This is a genomic window from Candidatus Accumulibacter meliphilus (genome assembly GCF_036625345.1).
GTDB lineage: Bacteria > Pseudomonadota > Gammaproteobacteria > Burkholderiales > Rhodocyclaceae > Accumulibacter > Accumulibacter meliphilus.
This window is the reverse complement of sequence record NZ_JAZKTZ010000014.1, coordinates 1-15,303: the sequence shown is the minus strand read 5'-3', so window position 1 is coordinate 15,303 and position 15,303 is coordinate 1. Positions and strand designations below refer to the sequence as shown.

At 62.2% G+C, this 15,303-nt stretch carries 18 protein-coding genes; 3 read left to right on the top strand and 15 right to left on the bottom strand.

Translation table 11 applies throughout. The features are described 5' to 3' along the window. The first annotated feature begins 26 nt into the window (after positions 1–26). Both V5B40_RS21865 and pdxH read left to right on the top strand, forming a co-directional pair. A complete protein-coding gene (locus V5B40_RS21865) occupies positions 27–1,853 on the top strand; it encodes a M61 family metallopeptidase (RefSeq protein WP_332356537.1) in 1,827 nt (608 codons plus the stop codon). 81 nt (positions 1,854–1,934) lie between these two features. Continuing rightward, positions 1,935–2,573 carry a pyridoxamine 5'-phosphate oxidase gene (gene pdxH, locus V5B40_RS21860; RefSeq protein ID WP_332356536.1) on the top strand — a complete coding sequence of 213 codons (639 nt, stop codon included), beginning with the start codon at positions 1,935–1,937 and terminating at the stop codon, positions 2,571–2,573. Between the two features lie 92 nt (positions 2,574–2,665). On the opposite strand, the gene V5B40_RS21855 is transcribed toward pdxH, so the two are convergent. The 8 genes from V5B40_RS21855 to V5B40_RS21820 all read right to left on the bottom strand — a co-directional run bounded on the left by V5B40_RS21855 (position 2,666) and on the right by V5B40_RS21820 (position 8,777). After that, positions 2,666–3,118 carry a hypothetical protein gene (locus V5B40_RS21855; protein ID WP_332356535.1) on the bottom strand — a complete coding sequence of 151 codons (453 nt, stop codon included), beginning with the start codon at positions 3,116–3,118 and terminating at the stop codon, positions 2,666–2,668. A 180-nt stretch (positions 3,119–3,298) separates the two neighbouring features. Continuing rightward, positions 3,299–4,009 carry a tRNA (N6-threonylcarbamoyladenosine(37)-N6)-methyltransferase TrmO gene (gene tsaA / locus V5B40_RS21850; protein ID WP_332356534.1) on the bottom strand — a complete coding sequence of 237 codons (711 nt, stop codon included), beginning with the start codon at positions 4,007–4,009 and terminating at the stop codon, positions 3,299–3,301. Positions 4,010–4,091: 82 nt separating this feature from the next. Further along, complete coding sequence (locus V5B40_RS21845; protein WP_332356533.1) at positions 4,092–4,466, bottom strand: sirohydrochlorin chelatase; 375 nt, start codon at positions 4,464–4,466, stop codon at positions 4,092–4,094. A gap of 36 nt (positions 4,467–4,502) precedes the next feature. Further along, on the bottom strand, positions 4,503–5,159 hold the full coding sequence (locus V5B40_RS21840) for an HAD-IA family hydrolase (RefSeq protein WP_332356532.1): 657 nt from the start codon (positions 5,157–5,159) through the stop codon (positions 4,503–4,505). Beyond that, positions 5,152–5,853 (bottom strand): bifunctional 2-polyprenyl-6-hydroxyphenol methylase/3-demethylubiquinol 3-O-methyltransferase UbiG, encoded by a 702-nt coding sequence (gene ubiG / locus V5B40_RS21835; RefSeq protein WP_332356531.1) that lies wholly within the window; start codon positions 5,851–5,853, stop codon positions 5,152–5,154. Before ubiG ends, V5B40_RS21840 begins: the two co-directional genes overlap by 8 nt. Before the next feature lie 138 nt (positions 5,854–5,991). After that, entirely contained in the window at positions 5,992–6,657 is a 666-nt protein-coding gene (locus V5B40_RS21830) for an OmpA family protein (RefSeq protein ID WP_332356530.1), read from the bottom strand. Between the two features lie 76 nt (positions 6,658–6,733). Further along, entirely contained in the window at positions 6,734–8,047 is a 1,314-nt protein-coding gene (locus tag V5B40_RS21825; protein WP_332356529.1) for a TRZ/ATZ family hydrolase, read from the bottom strand. An 82-nt stretch (positions 8,048–8,129) separates the two neighbouring features. After that, positions 8,130–8,777: an OmpA family protein gene (locus V5B40_RS21820; RefSeq protein ID WP_332356528.1), complete on the bottom strand. Its 648-nt coding sequence runs from the start codon at positions 8,775–8,777 to the stop codon at positions 8,130–8,132. A 390-nt stretch (positions 8,778–9,167) separates the two neighbouring features. Between V5B40_RS21820 and V5B40_RS21815 the strand changes: the two genes are divergently transcribed. Then, entirely contained in the window at positions 9,168–9,923 is a 756-nt protein-coding gene (locus V5B40_RS21815) for an SIR2 family NAD-dependent protein deacylase (RefSeq protein ID WP_332356527.1), read from the top strand. Positions 9,924–10,030: 107 nt separating this feature from the next. Here the strand turns inward: V5B40_RS21815 and V5B40_RS21810 are convergent, their stop codons facing one another. From V5B40_RS21810 to V5B40_RS21780, 7 genes are all read right to left on the bottom strand, one after another. Beyond that, positions 10,031–10,276, bottom strand: coding sequence for a DUF1272 domain-containing protein (locus V5B40_RS21810; protein WP_332356526.1), 246 nt, complete (start codon positions 10,274–10,276; stop codon positions 10,031–10,033). Beyond that, on the bottom strand, positions 10,269–10,853 hold the full coding sequence (locus tag V5B40_RS21805) for a cysteine hydrolase family protein (RefSeq protein ID WP_332356525.1): 585 nt from the start codon (positions 10,851–10,853) through the stop codon (positions 10,269–10,271). Before V5B40_RS21805 ends, V5B40_RS21810 begins: the two co-directional genes overlap by 8 nt. Positions 10,854–11,106: 253 nt before the next feature. After that, complete coding sequence (locus V5B40_RS21800; protein WP_332356524.1) at positions 11,107–11,424, bottom strand: pyrimidine/purine nucleoside phosphorylase; 318 nt, start codon at positions 11,422–11,424, stop codon at positions 11,107–11,109. Next, positions 11,421–11,630, bottom strand: coding sequence for a DUF2788 domain-containing protein (locus V5B40_RS21795; protein WP_169067089.1), 210 nt, complete (start codon positions 11,628–11,630; stop codon positions 11,421–11,423). Before V5B40_RS21795 ends, V5B40_RS21800 begins: the two co-directional genes overlap by 4 nt. 18 nt (positions 11,631–11,648) lie before the next feature. Next, positions 11,649–12,878 (bottom strand): argininosuccinate synthase, encoded by a 1,230-nt coding sequence (locus V5B40_RS21790; RefSeq protein ID WP_332356523.1) that lies wholly within the window; start codon positions 12,876–12,878, stop codon positions 11,649–11,651. A 95-nt stretch (positions 12,879–12,973) separates the two neighbouring features. Beyond that, positions 12,974–13,909, bottom strand: a complete 936-nt coding sequence (gene argF / locus V5B40_RS21785) for an ornithine carbamoyltransferase (protein ID WP_332356522.1) — start codon at positions 13,907–13,909, stop codon at positions 12,974–12,976. A 12-nt stretch (positions 13,910–13,921) separates the two neighbouring features. Further along, positions 13,922–15,094, bottom strand: coding sequence for an aspartate aminotransferase family protein (locus V5B40_RS21780; RefSeq protein ID WP_332356521.1), 1,173 nt, complete (start codon positions 15,092–15,094; stop codon positions 13,922–13,924). Positions 15,095–15,303 lie beyond the last annotated feature (209 nt).

Sequence of the window (15,303 nt, the reverse complement as noted above, 5' to 3'; positions counted from 1 at the left end):
CACCCTACGATAAGAGAAAACGCCCGATGAAGCCCGCGAGCATCGTCTACAGCATCCGCCCGAGCCACCCGGAGGCGCACATTTTCGAAGTGCGCTGCACGCTGGCTAACGCCGACCCAAGCGGCCAGCGCTTTTCCCTGCCCGCCTGGATCCCCGGCAGCTACCTGATTCGGGACTTCGTGCGCCACATCGTGTCGATCCGCGCCGAGGCTGCCGGCAAGCCAGTACGTCTCGACAAGATCGACAAGCACAGCTGGCAGGCCATGCCGACGGGCAAAAAACGGTCCGCGCTGACGGTTATCTGCGAAGTCTACGCCTGGGACCTTTCGGTACGCGGCGCGCACCTCGACCAGACACACGCTTTTTTCAACGGCAGCAGCGTTTTCCTGCGCGCCCTTGGTCACGAGCATCTACTCTGCCTGGTCGATATCCAGCGGCCGCTTGGCAAGCGCTATCGCGACTGGCGTGTGGCGACCGCGCTAGCGTCTGCCGAAGGCGAAAAAGGTGCCGCCGACCGGCACGGCTTCGGCGTCTACCGGGCGGCCAACTACGCCGAATTGATCGACCATCCGGTGGAGATGGGCGGCTTCACGCTGGCTACGTTCAGCGCTTGCGGAGTGCCGCAGGAGGTAGTCATCAGCGGGCGCCACGACTGCGACCTGGCACGGCTCACGGCCGATCTGACGCGCCTTTGTGAATGGCAGATCCGATTCTTCGGCGAGCCCGCACCGATGCCGCACTACCTGTTTCTGATCACCGCCATCGGCGACGGCTACGGGGGTCTCGAACACCGCGCCTCGACGGCGCTGCTCTGCGCCCGCGACGACCTGCCCTACCCGGGCATGCAGGGAACGCCCGAGCGCTACCGTACTTTCCTGGGCCTGTGCAGCCACGAGTACTTTCACAGCTGGAACATCAAGCGCATCCGCCCCGCCGCATTCAGCGCCTGCGATCTCGATGCAGAGAACTACACCACCCTGCTGTGGGCCTTCGAAGGCTTCACCTCGTACTATGACGATCTGGCGCTGCTGCGCTGCGGCTTGATCGAACCGGAGGAGTGGCTGGGATTGGTCGCGCGAACGATCGACAAGGTCCTCCGCGACCCGGGCCGCAAGCGGCAAACGCTGGCCGAGTCGAGTTTCGACGCCTGGACCAAGTTCTACCGACCGGACGAGAACACACCCAACGCGGTCGTCAGCTACTACGCCAAGGGCGCTTTGGTCGCCCTGGCTCTGGACCTCAGGCTGCGTGCCGGCACCAGGAACCGGGTATCGCTTGACGACGTCATGCGTGCGCTCTGGCTACGGCACGGTGAACGCGCTGGTTACGGCGGCGTCGGTGTCGGTGACGATGACATCCGCTTGCTCGCCGAAGAGCTGTCCGGCCTCGACCTGGCGCAGTTTTTCGCCGCGGCGATACACGGCACAAGCGAGCTCGCGCTGGCGCCACTGCTGAAACCGTTCGGTATCCAGATGCTACGCCAGAACGCGTCGACGACGCCGACGCTTGGCGCAAAAATCAGTACTGACGGCCGGGAAGTGCGCCTGGCGACGGTGTACGCAGGAAGCCCCGCTCAGACGGCGGGCCTCTCGGCCGGCGACCTGTTGATAGCCATCGACGGCCTGCGGGTTACGCCCGATTCTCTCGAACGCCTGTTGTGCCGGCGGCAAGCGGGAGAAAGCATCCGCATAGTCGCTTTCCGACGCGACGAACTGATGGAATTCTCCCTGCGCCTCGAATCGCCCGCAAGCGACAAACACCAACTGGTCGTGAAAGAGAAGCGCAATGTCCTGCGCGAAGGCTGGCTAGGGGTCATGACCTCGCGAGATACCGCAAGCTCATCAGAGTCATGACCACCACCCCTCATTTGCCGTGCGCATCCCGGTTGCGGAGCGCCACCATCCTTCAATCCCCATCTAACCCAAACACCGACGATGACCCAACTTACCGACCTTCGAAAAAGCTACGAGCGTGCCGAACTCAGCGAGGAGGCGTCGCATGCCGACCCCGGCGAGCAGTTTTCGAAATGGCTCGCCGAAGCGATTGCTGCACAAGTACCCGAGCCGAATGCGATGACCCTGGCCACGGTTGACAAGCGCATGCGCCCGTCCACCCGGGTCGTCCTGATCAAGGGCTTCGATGCGCAGGGCATCACCTGGTTCAGTAACTATGAAAGCCGCAAAGGCCGCGAGCTGGCCGCCAATCCCTGGGCCGCGCTGCAGTTCCACTGGGTCGAACTGGAGCGCGTCGTGCGTATCGAAGGCCGGGTCGACAAGATCGGCGAAGCAGAAAGCGACGCCTACTTCGCCAGCCGCCCGCTCGACTCAAGAATCGGCGCCTGGGCCAGCCCGCAAAGCCAGGTTATTTCCAGCCGCGCGGTGCTGGTCGCCAACGCCGCTCGCTATGGCGCCAAGTTTCTGCTGCAGCCGCCGCGCCCGCCGCACTGGGGCGGCTACTGCCTGCAAGCGGATTGCTGGGAGTTCTGGCAAGGGCGCAAGAGCCGACTACACGACCGCTTGCGCTACCGGCTTGGGAGTGATCAGCAATGGATTCGCGAGCGACTCGCTCCCTGAATACCGAGGCGCGAAAATTTAGTAAGCGCAGCGACTCGCGGCAAGTGCGCGCCGACGCTTGCGCCATCAGCCCTCACGGCAACCCGCCTCGGCTATTCGGCACGCGGCGCAACCTGCTCCCAGGTGCCGGGACACTGGGTCACTACCGGGTAGTAGGCAGCGAGTTCCCGGCAGTAATACCAATAGCCGGGCTCGAGCGCCTGGCCGCTCGCCGCTGCGGAGACCTGCTCCCTTTCGACGTAAACCACCGGCGGGGGAACGTTGATGACTGGCGGATAGACTGGCTGCGGATAGTAGACTGGCGGACCCCACGGCCAACCCCAGCCAAGGGGGGCGCCAAAATAGACCCCCACAGAGCCACCTCCATAGCCCCTGCCCCCGTACCCTCCCCGGTATCCGCCGCGATAAGGGCCGCGATAGCCACCGCCACCACCGACGACCACAGCGCCGGCCACCGGATAGGCGCCACGGCCACGGCCATCGGCAAGAACGGTGTTCGGTTGCACGAAGGCCAGCAGCAACAGCGCGCCGATCAAGGTTTTCATGAAATCGTCTCCAAATGTGATGATTTTCCAGAGCGCTGGCCGGTAGTCGCAGGATTGCTTGCCGGCCAGATGACGATGCCTGCCTGGAGAAGAGGCAACGCTTGGCTCTTGACGATGATTCCATAGTAACGCAGCGGCCGCGACACGGCTGACAGGCTGACCACCTTCCCGGTCTTCAGATCAGGAAGATACCTCGTCCTGCGGCCCAAGAACCGCCTCGACAATAGCCCTCGTCGCCGTACAGCGCCATTTTATTTCCAAATTGTAGAGACGAAAGCCGTACTGGCGCAGGGGATCCTCGGCGTACGCCGGACGCGGATCCTGGGCCAGGACCTCGCGCAACAAGGCCGCCAGATCCGGCCAGCGCTGCTCGTGGAGAGACAGTTGAGCCGCCGCCTGCGCACTAAATTCGACGGCCAGTTGCCGCGGCGGGCCAGCAACGAAACCAGCGCGTGCGGCCGCTTGGCTCTCGGCGAAGGGGATGTACGGTTTGATATCGAGAACCGGAGTGCCGTCGAGCAGATCGACGCCACCGAACGTGAGCAGCACGCCGTCGCACGTATCGATCGCCAGCAACTCGACCAGCGACAAGCCCAGAGGGTTGGGGCGAAAAGGACTGCGACTAGCGAATACGCCGACCCGCGCATTGCCGCCAAGGCGCGGCGGACGAACCGTCGGGCTCCATTGATCGGCACTGCGGTGGAAAACGAAACTGAGCCAGACATGCGAGAACGCCTCCAGCCCTCGCACCGCTTCCGGTCGAGCATACGGGCGCAGCAAGCGCAACTGGCCGCGGGCATGGGGCGCCAGCTGCGCCTGCCGTGGAATGCCGAAGCGATCGCGAAACGGCGTTGCCAGAAATCCGATCGGAGAAAAGCGGAACTCAGGCACCGCATGGCTCCGCGCCAGCCCTGGTAGCGCACAGACATCGAGCACGCGCGACGCGCGCCGGGCACGCGCTGACCACTAGCGACTAGCCGTCAACCAGCGTCAGCGCGTACCCGGCCATGGCCTGCACGACGCTCTCGGCTTCGCCGATCGCAGCGTCCAATTCAAAATGCGCCTGCGGATGGCTACGCCGCAACTCGTCGAGCAGCAAGGGCACATCGCGTTTCAGATGTCCGCCGCGGGCGATAAACATCGGCAGCACGATGATCCGTTCGAAGCCCTCGGCGAGCAGCGACTCGGCACAGTCGCGCAACTCGGGCTTCATGAACTCGAGGAAAGCCAGTTCGACGCGCCGATGGGGAGCCTGTTCGCGCAGGAAGGCGCAAACGCGGCGCATGGGATCGGCCCAGTCGGGGTCACGTGCGCCATGAGCAAACAGGATCAGAGCGGTCTTGGGCATAGCTTGTCTCGCAGGGGTCACGAAGGTCGCGCGCGCTCAGTGTATACCAGCCAGGGCGGCAATTTGGTGAGCGTGATCGACAACATGATCGGCGCCCCAGCTCTCTATCGGGTCGCCATCTCCGAGATAACCATAGCGCACGGCCACGGTTACCATGCCTGCGGCACGGCCGGCCTGGATGTCACGCAGATCGTCACCCACGTAGAGGCAACTCTCGGGACGCCTGGCAAGCAGCGAGCACGCCAACTGCATCGGGTGTGCTGCCGGTTTGGCGCGGCGCGCCGAATCGCCGCTGACGACACAGGCTGCGCGCTTGGCGTAGCCAAGCCGGGCCAGGAGCGGCAGAGTGAAGCGCTGCGCCTTGTTGGTGACGATACCCCATGGCGAACAGCGCCCCTCAAGTCCATCAAGGAGTCGCTCAATGCCGGGAAAGAGCGTCGTTTCGACACAAATGTCCTGACTGTAGTAGTGCAGGAAGCGATCGTAGAATTCGACGTAGCGGGCATCACTCGGCAGCATCGCCAGCCCGGCCTTGAGCATGCCCCGTACGCCCTGCGAAGTTAAAGGGCGGAGCTGCCCTGGCGGCACCGGCGCCATCCCCAGATCGGCACGCAAACGGTTGAGGGCGGCGGCCAGGTCGGGCGCGGTATCGGCAAAAGTGCCGTCAAGATCGAACAATACCGCTTCAAACATTCTTCACGCTGTGCAGGAGGTAGTTCACGTCGGTGTCGCGGCCCAGCGCGTAATGCTTGCTGAAAGGATTGTAGGTCATCCCACGCAGCTCATCCGGATCGAGACCGACATTTCTCAGCCAGCGCGAGAGTTCTGACGGTTTGATGAATCTCGCATAGTCGTGAGTGCCCTTGGGCAACATCTGCAGCACATACTCGGCGCCAATAACCGCAAACAGGTAGGCTTTCGGATTGCGGTTGATGGTCGAGAAAAAAGCATGCCCACCCGGTTTAACCAGAGCCGCGCAAGCGGCGACGGTACTCGCCGGATCGGGGACATGCTCGAGCATTTCCATACAGGTGACGACGTCAAAGCTGCTGCCCTGCTGGGCAGCCAGTTCTTCGGCCGAAATCTGCCGATAGTCGACCTGTCGACCGCTTTCGAGCAAATGCAGTCGGGCCACGCTGAGCGCCTTGTCGGAAAGATCGATGCCGGTCACCGTCGCGCCTTTTTCGCACATGCCTTCGGAAAGCAGGCCACCACCGCAACCGACGTCGAGCACCCTCTTGCCGGCGAGCTGGCAATGACCGTCGATCCACTCCAGGCGCAAGGGGTTGATGTCGTGCAAGGGCTTGAAATCGCTGTTCGGGTCCCACCAGCGATGGGCTAGCTGGCTAAATTTTTCGAGTTCGTTTGGGTCGGCGTTGATCATCATGAAGCGGTTTCCGTGACAAGAGGCGGGCAGCAAGTGCTAGTGCGCGACCTTCGTGGCGCGCAAAAGCAAATGCGCATTGCCGGGCGCAGCAACAAAAAAGCCCTGCCGAAGCAGGGCTTCTTCCGTAACACAAGCGGATTACTTGGTGCCGATGAGTTCGATATCGACACGACGGTCAGGCTGCAGGCAGGCGATGACCTTCGCGCTCTTCGGACCGGCGCACTGGCCAGGCTGGGTAACCGGCTGTTTCTCGCCCTTGCCTTCGGTGTACACGCGGTTGGCTTCGACACCCTTGCTGACCAGATAGCTCTTGACCGACGCAGCACGTCGCTCGGACAATTTTTGGTTGTAAGCGTCGGAGCCGATACGATCGGTGTGACCAACAGCGATGATCACTTCCAGCTTGATCTGCTTGGACATGGCGACGACTTCGTCGAGCTTCGCCTTGCCGGCCGGACGCAAGCTTGACTTGTTGAAGTCGAACAGCGCATCGGCGGCGACAGTCACCTTGTCACCGGACGGCTTCGGTCCGGCTTTGGCCATCGGCGGCTCGCAGACTTCCTTCGGCAGCAGGTCCTTGTCGCACTTGCAGCCAGCCGGGTCGTTGGCAGCGCCTGCAGGAGTCCAGAAGCCGGTCCGCCAGCAGAGGCCGGCACCGCTCATCACGACTTCACCGCGGGAGTCGATCACATAGACACGATCCAGGGGAATCGAAGTCTGTGCTTGAGCCAGCGAGGCGCCGAAGCCGAGAGTGGCGGCAGCGAACGCGGCCACGATGGTGCTTGTTCTTACAATTCTTTTCATCTAGGTTTCCCTCGTTAATTTAAGGCTGCGGAGCGGGTCCACATGGCCTGTTATGCCTCGTTGTTCACTGAACTCGTCACGGACGGATTTTATTTTGCCACAAGAGCGCCAGTTTTATCAATCCAGTTTCGTTGCTTTCAATCAGTTGCCCATCCTCGACGCGTATCCGACCAGCGACCCACACGGCAGAAACATGCTCTCGGCCTACGGCATAGGCGAGGTGTGAAACGGGCTCGTAACAAGGCGCAAGTACGAGATCGTCGAGAGCGACAGCGCACAGATCCGCCGCCTTGCCGGGCGTGATCGAGCCGATCTGCGCCTCGAGGCCCAGTGCTCTGGCGCCGGCAAGCGTTGCCATGTGCAGGACTTGATGGGCATTCAAGGCGTCGGCGCGGCCACTCTGTTCCTTGGCCAGCAATGCGGCCAGCCGCATCTCCTGTAAAAGGTCGAGGCGGTTGTTGCTGGCCGCGCCGTCGGTACCCAGACCAATATTGATCCCTTTCGCCACCAATTCGCCAATCGGAGCAATCCCGCTGGCAAGCTTGAGGTTGGAGCTGGGGCAGTGTGCGAGCGAACACCCGTGCTCGGCGAGCAGTTCGATTTCATGCGCATCGAGGTGCACCCCGTGCACCGCGATTAGTGCCGGGCTCAGCAATCCCAGGCGACGGATGCGCTCAATCGGGCGCATCCCGAAGCGCTGCACGCTTTCCTCAATTTCCTGGACGGTTTCATGTAGATGCAGGTGTATCGGCAGTTCTATCTGCTCGGCAAGGGTCAGCACCTTGGCAAAGCCGGCGTCGCTGACGGTGTAGGGCGCATGAGGCGCCAGGCAGAAGGACAGCAGCGGCTCGTCCAGCCGTTGGTCGCGGATGGCCAGCCCCTTGGCCAGATAGTCGTCCGCATCGGTCGCGTAGCTACTCGGAAAGTCGACCGCGATCAGGCCTATTGCGGCGCGCATCCCCGAGGCCAAGGCGGCGTCAGCCGCCGCGCCGGGGAAAAAATACATGTCATTGAAACAGGTAATCCCGCCGCGCAGCATTTCGGCACAAGCCAGCAGCGTACCGTCATAGACGAACTGCTCCGAGACATGCTGCGCCTCAGCCGGCCAGATGTGATGCTGCAGCCACTCCATGAGCGGCAGGTCGTCGGCAAGACCGCGCAACAGGCTCATTGCGGCGTGCGTATGTAGATTGACCAGTCCCGGAATCAACACATGCTGTTCCAGCCGCTTGTGGTTCCTGGCCGAAAAGCGGCTCGCCGCCTCGTCCTGAGAAAGGACGGCCAGGATACGGCCCTTATCGACCACGACAGCGTGATTTTCGAGAACCACGCCGGCGGGGTCGACCGGAACTATCCAGCGCGCCTCGATGAGCAGATCGACAACTTCCATGGGCAGGGTCGCCGTATAAACAGGTTTGTACAAGCTGAAAAAAAACCCCGCCGAAGCGGGGTTTTCTTAGGCCTTGCCAGAATTACTTGGTGCCGATGAGTTCGATATCGACACGACGGTCAGGCTGCAGGCAGGCAATGACCTTCGGGCTCTTGGGACCGGCGCACTGGCCAGGCTGGGTAACTGGCTGCTTCTCGCCCTTGCCTTCGGTGTACACGCGGTTGGCTTCGATACCCTTGCTGACCACATAGCTCTTGACCGACGCGGCACGCCGCTCGGACAGCTTCTGGTTGTACGCGTCGGAGCCGATACGATCGGTGTGACCAACGGCAATGATCACTTCCAGCTTGATCTGCTTGGACATGGCGACGACTTCGTCGAGCTTCGCCTTGCCGGCCGGACGCAAGGTTGCCTTGTTGAAGTCGAACAGCGCGTCGGCAGCGACGGTCACCTTGTCACCGGACGGCTTCGGCCCGGCTTTGGCCATCGGCGGCTCGCAGACTTCCTTCGGCAGCAGGTCCTTGTCGCACTTGCAGCCAGCCGGGTCCTTGGCAGCGCCTGCAGGCGTCCAGAAACCGGTCCGCCAGCAGAGGCCGGCACCGCTCATCGCGACTTCACCGCGTGAGTCGATCACATAAACGCGATCAACTGCAGTTTGCGCTTGTGCGACGCCAACTGCAGCAAAAAGGCCGATTGAGGCCAGTAGGGTAGTAATGATTTTCGATTTCAAGATATTCCTCCTCGATTAATCTCTGTTAGGTCCGAATGCGTGTCACGCGATGCGATTTTTGCGCAGTCGGCGGATTTAAGCATACAAACTTCGGCGGCTTCAAGCATTGGTTTGGCATTGTGTTGCTTTTATACAACGATTGACCGTCAGCGATGCCCCGCAACGAGCGCCGACAGGCTTTCCACGACGCCGACGCAGGCCCTGCGGACCACTCCCCCCTGCCGCCGTTGGAGAGCAGCCAGCGGCACGCCGGAGCGGCTGCACACCCACTGGCCAGCCCCTCGCCAGCTCGGAACATGCGACAATCATCAGGCCAGTGAAGGTCGCGGAGGCCAGTTCCCCGGAGGCGGGTTCTGGCAATCCAGAGTGAGCACGGCAAAGGAGAGGAAGATGCAAGCAAACAGCCTGGACTCGGTCGCTTCCCTGCTGCGCAAGGCGAAGGAAATCGTCGTCTTCTCGGGTGCCGGTCTTTCCGCCGATAGTGGCATTCCAACTTTCCGCGATGGCGCAACCGGACTCTGGAACACGGTCGATCCTGACGAGGTCGCCAGTATTGAGGGCTTCCTGCGCAATCCGGCACGCGTCTGGAGCTGGCTGCTGGAGTTGAAGAAGCTGGTCGACGAACGGCAACCGAACGCCGCTCACCAGGCTCTCGCTCGATTACAGGAAAGCTGTCGGGGAAAGCGACTGACGGTCATTACGCAGAATATCGATGGCTACCATAGCCGTGCCGGGAACGCGCCCGTGCTCGAAGTGCACGGCACTATCCACCGCCTCCGCTGCCACCAGCATTGCGGCTTCTCGGCCGACTGGGAGCAAAGTGCCGTCGAAGCTTTTTCCTGTCCCCACTGCGGCGCGCCGGTGCGGCCGGATCTGGTCCTGTTCGGAGAAGTGCTTGATGAAGAGGTCTTTGCCGCCGCCGAAATGTGCAGCCTGACGGCCGATCTCTTCTTTTGCGTCGGCACCTCGTTCACCGTCCAGCCGGCCGCGCTCCTGCCGGTGTGGGCAAAACGCGCCGGGGTAACGGTGGTGGAAGTCAATCCACATCCGACCTCGCTATCTACGGTCGCCGATTACTCGATCCGCAGTGGCGCCTCCGAGTTTTTCACGGCGCTGAGCGCCAAGATCGAGGAGCAGCAAGACTGAGGCGTCCGCTTTGCCACCCGGCGATGGGCGCAGCGCTTGCGCAGCGTAGACAAAGCCGCCGAAAATCCCGGACCGAGGCCAAGCCGGCTGCAGCAGCAGCTTCGGCTTCACGACGAAGCACAGCCAAGCGGCTTGAACACGCGTTGTGTCGAGGCCGGATGGCGCAGGAGTTCGCCCGCCGGGCGGATCGGCCGCCGCACGAGCTCGCCGCCGCAATTAGGGCAACGACCGAGCAGTCGCCGCTCGACGCAATCGGCGCAAAAGGTACATTCGAAGGAGCAGATCATCGCCTCGCGCGACTGCGGCGGCAGCTCGCAATTGCAGCATTCGCAATTCGGTCGCAATTCAAGCATGTACGGCTCCGAGGCTGGCCAGGCAGTCGTCGACGCTGGCGATACGTGCGAAGCGCCCGGCCAGCACCAGTTCGGTATGCGCCTTGATCTCGTGCGACGGATACACCCGACCGCTGACGGGATGCGTCATCGAGAACGTGAGCGTCGCTTCGCTGACGAAATCAACCTGATAGCCGATATCCGAGGCCACCCGGGTGGTCGTCTCGCAGCATTGCTCGGTGCGGATACCGGCGATGATCAGCCGCTCGACGCCGTGGCGGCGAAGCCACAGATCAAGGCCGGTATCCGAAAATGCGTTGTGCGTGTGTTTGAAGAAGGACACGTCGGGCGAGCCCGGCAGCCAGTCGAGCCCGCGCACCGCGCCTGATCCCTCGCTGAAGGGACCGGCCTGGCCGACGTGGAAAATGTGCACCACCGGCACGCCGCGCGCGCGGCAACCGTCGTCGAGCGCGAGCAGCGCCGCCTTGAAGGCGGGCACTTCGGTCTCGGACCAGAAAGGCATCTGACGGAAAGACTCCTGCACGTCGATGACGATAAGTGCGCAGCGGCTGACGTTTTCGATTTCGTTCGCGGACATTCCCGGATCTCCTATGTTGAGCGTGCGGCCATCGTAAGGCTTTTTCCTGAGCGGAACGATAGCCAAGACGGACCACAAGGGGACAGAAAGCACCGCTCGGCGGCGCGGCGAGCGGCAGCGCCGCGCCGCCTATTAGCCAGCGAGGGCCAGGCAAGCGGTGCCAGCGCCCGGGTTCAGGCTCGGATTATTGCCAGATACGCGGAGACACTCAGACGCTCAGACACTCACACACTCAAAGGCCCGCAGACGCGAACTACTCGAAATGGCAGACGTAGTGAAAAGCGTCGTCGCAGGCGATGTCGAACGACGCGTCGCCGGGGACGGCGAAGGACTGGCCGGCGGCGTAGGTAGTCCACTGCTCCTTGCCGTTGAGACGCACGCGGCACGAGCCAGCGACGCATTCCATGACTTCCGGAGCGCTGGTGGTAAAGGTCAGCGACGAGGGCATGATGACGCCGATCGTCTTGCGGCTGCCGTCTGCCAGGAGCACGGTGTGGCTGACGCACCTGCCGTCGAAATAGATGTTGGCCTGCTTGACCACACTGACGTTGTCGAACTGCGAGCTACTCATAATCCCCAGACTTTCTCCATGATCGTCTTGGCTATGAAGCCAAGCATCCCGAAGGACAGGACGAAGAACAGGACAATCGTTCCTGTCCTTCCGGCTTTCGCTTTCCACGCAATCTCGCCGATGATGAACAACATGAAGAGCATGAAGGCACCGATCCCGAAGGTCATGCCAAATTCCGCTATCTGCTCTTCCGTCAGCCCAAACATGGCGGGCTCATCTCCAGATTAATGTGGGCGTTGCGCCAGCTTTGCCGCGATACGCATGCGCAGGGCGTTGAGTTTGATGAAGCCACCGGCGTCCTTCTGGTCGTAGGCGCCGGCATCGTCCTCGAAGGTGGCAATGGTCGAATCGAACAGGGAGTTGGTTTTCGAATCGCGGCCGACGACGATCACGTTACCCTTGTAAAGTTTGACCCGTACCCAGCCATTGACCGGCTGCTGGGTGTGGTCGATCAGGGTCTGCAAAGCGAGCCGCTCGGGGCTCCACCAGTAGCCGTTGTAGATCAGGCTGGCGTAGCGCGCCATTAGGTCGTCCTTGAGATGGGCGACTTCGCGATCCATGGTGATCGACTCGATGGCTCGGTGCGCCGGCAGCAGAATGGTGCCGCCGGGCGTCTCGTAGCAACCGCGCGACTTCATGCCGACGTAGCGGTTCTCGACCAGGTCGATGCGACCGATGCCGTGCTTGCCGGCCAATTGATTGAGCAGCGCCAGCAGTTCGTGTGCCGGCATGCGCGTGCCGTTGATGGCTACCAGGTCGCCTTTCTCGAACTCCAGATCGATGTACTCGGCCGCGTCGGGCGCTGCTTCCGGCGACACCGTCCAGCGCCACATCGACTCTTCGGCTTCGGCCGCCGGGTCTTCCAGGTGGCGGCCTTCGTAGCTGATGTGCAACAGATTGGCGTCCATCGAATACGGCGAGCCGCCCTGGCGGTGCTTCATCTCGACCGGAATGCCATGTTTTTCGGCGTAGGCGAGCAGCTTCTCGCGCGACAGCAGGTCCCACTCGCGCCACGGCGCGATGATCCGGATGTCCGGCTTGAGCGCGTAGGCGCCGAGTTCGAAGCGCACCTGGTCGTTGCCCTTGCCGGTGGCCCCATGCACCACGGCGTCGGAAGCGGTCATCTCGACGATCTCGACCATCCGTTTGGCGATCAAGGGCCGCGCGATCGACGTGCCGAGCAGATACTCGCCCTCGTAGACGGTGTTCGCCCGAAACATCGGGAAGACGAAGTCGCGCACGAATTCTTCGCGCAGATCGTCGATGTAGATGTTCTCCGGCTTGATGCCGAACTGCAGCGCTTTCGGCCGCGCCGCCTCGAGCTCGTCGCCCTGGCCAACGTCGGCGGTAAAAGTCACCACCTCGCATTGATAGGTATCCTGCAACCACTTCAGGATCACCGAAGTATCGAGACCGCCGGAATAGGCCAGTACCGCTTTCTTGACGTCACTCATGAGTTTTCCCTGCTGATCTTGCTGATTGTTCTGAGATTGTTCTAATTGTGCTGATTGCGCTGATTCTGCTGAGGAGGCTGATCGTGTCGCTTCAGCTATTTGGCTTTCGGCGCCTCGACCCGGCCCAGGAGCAGGTACTCGAGGAGCGCCTTCTGGGTGTGCATGCGATTTTCGGCCTCGTCCCAGACGACGCTCTGCGCACCGTCGATGACCGCCGCTTCGACTTCCTCGCCGCGATGCACGGGCAGGCAGTGCATGAACAGCGACTCGGGCCCGGCCGCACGCATCATTTCGAGGTCGACCTGCCAGTCGGCGAAGTGCCGTCGGCGCTCGTCGTTCTCGGCTTCGAAACCCATCGAGGTCCACACGTCGGTGGTCACCAGGTCGGCGCCCCGCGCGGCTTCCATCGGATCGGCGTAGCTCTCGAAGTGGTCGGTGCCATACAGGCCGGCGCGTGCCGGCTCGACTTCGTAACCCGGCGGCGTCGACACATGGACGTTGAAATCGAGCACTTCAGCGGCCTGCAACCAGGTATTGCAGACGTTGTTCGAATCGCCGATCCAGGCCACCGTCTTGCCCTGAATCGGACCGCGATGCTCGATGAAAGTGAAAATATCGGCGACGATCTGGCAGGGGTGATACTCGTTGGTCAGGCCATTGATCACCGGCACCCGCGAATTGGCGGCAAAGCGCTCGATCATCGCCTGCTCGAAAGTGCGGATCATGACCACGTCGCTCATCCGCGAAATCACTTGCGCCGCGTCCTCGACCGACTCGCCGCGCTGCAGCTGCGAATCGCGGCTGTTGAGGTAGATCGCCGAACCGCCGAGTTGCTGCATGCCGGCTTCGAACGACAGGCGGGTACGCGTACTGGCCTTCTCGAAAATCATCACCAGCGTACGGTCGCTGAGCGGCCAGTATTTCTGGTAGGACTTGAACTGCCCCTTGATCCAGCGCGAACGCTCGAAGAGGTGGTCGAACTCCGCACGCGTGAAGTCCTTGAACTGCAGGAAATGTTTGACGCTATCCATCACCAATCTCTATCAGGAGGCGAGAAATTCGCCAATCACTCCGCCCAGGCGACTCACCAGCTCACGCGCTTCGTCGGCGCTGAAGGTCAGCGGTGGCAGCAGGCGCACGACCTTGTCGGCAGTAACGTTGATCAACAGCCCGACGTCGAGCGCGCGGGTGACCAGCTCGCCGCAGGGGCGATCGAGCTCGATGCCGATCATCAGGCCCCGACCACGAATCTCGACCACTCCCTCGCAATCTGCCAGGGCCTGCGCCAGACCTTCACGGATCAGCCCACCGATGGCCACCGCGTTGTCGATCAGGCCGTTCTCTTCGATGACCGCAATGGTCGTCAGCGCAGCGGTCGACGCCAGCTGGTTGCCACCGAAAGTCGACCCATGCTTGCCGGGCTTGAACAGGCCGACCGCTTTGCCGGCCGTCAGGCAGGCGCCGATCGGCACGCCGCCGCCCAGCCCCTTGGCCAGCGTCACCACGTCCGGCTGGATGCCCGCGTGCTGAAAACCGAACCAGGTGCCGGTGCGACCGGTACCGCACTGCACCTCGTCGCAGATCAGCAGCCAACCGTTCTCGTCACAGAGGGCGCGCAGACCGCGCTGGAAATCGACGTCGGCGATGTTGATGCCACCCTCGCCCTGGACGATTTCGAGCATCACCGCAACGACGTTCTGGTTGGCTTTGGCCACCGCCCGAATGGCTTCGAGGTCGTTGTAGGGCACGCGCACGAAGCCGGAGACCAGCGGTTCGAAGCCGGCCTGCGCCTTGCGGTTGCCGGTCGCCGAAAGCGTCGCCATGGTGCGGCCGTGGAAGGCATTCTCCATGACCACGATCGCCGGCCGCTCGATATCCCGCTTGTGGCCGTAATAGCGCGCCAGCTTGATCGCCGCTTCGTTGGCTTCGCAACCCGAGTTGCAGAAGAAGACCTCGTCCATCGCCGCCAGTGCCGCCAGCTTGTCGGCCAACTGCTCCTGCTGCGGAATGCGGTAGAGGTTCGACGAATGCAGCATGCGCCCGGCCTGGGCAGCAATCGCCGCGACCAGCGCCGGGTGGTTATGCCCGAGCGTCGACACGGCAATTCCCGACAGCGCGTCGAGATAGACCTTGCCGTCGGTATCGGTCACCCAGCTGCCATCGCCATGACTGAAGGCGATGGGCAAGCGAGCGTAGGTATTCATCAGGTGCGACATGGATCACCCATTGCAAAGCACTTGAAACTGAAACGGCGGCTCGCGCCGCCGAATAACGAAATAAACGAGAAAAACGAAATGAACGAGATCCGCACAGAAACCAGCATCGGTCCGTTCCGGCATGCTTTAACAGGGGTTCACACACCGTCTTACAAGGGCATGGATTTTACTGGAAAAAGACTCTGCTGTATAGAAAAGGCCAGTGTTTT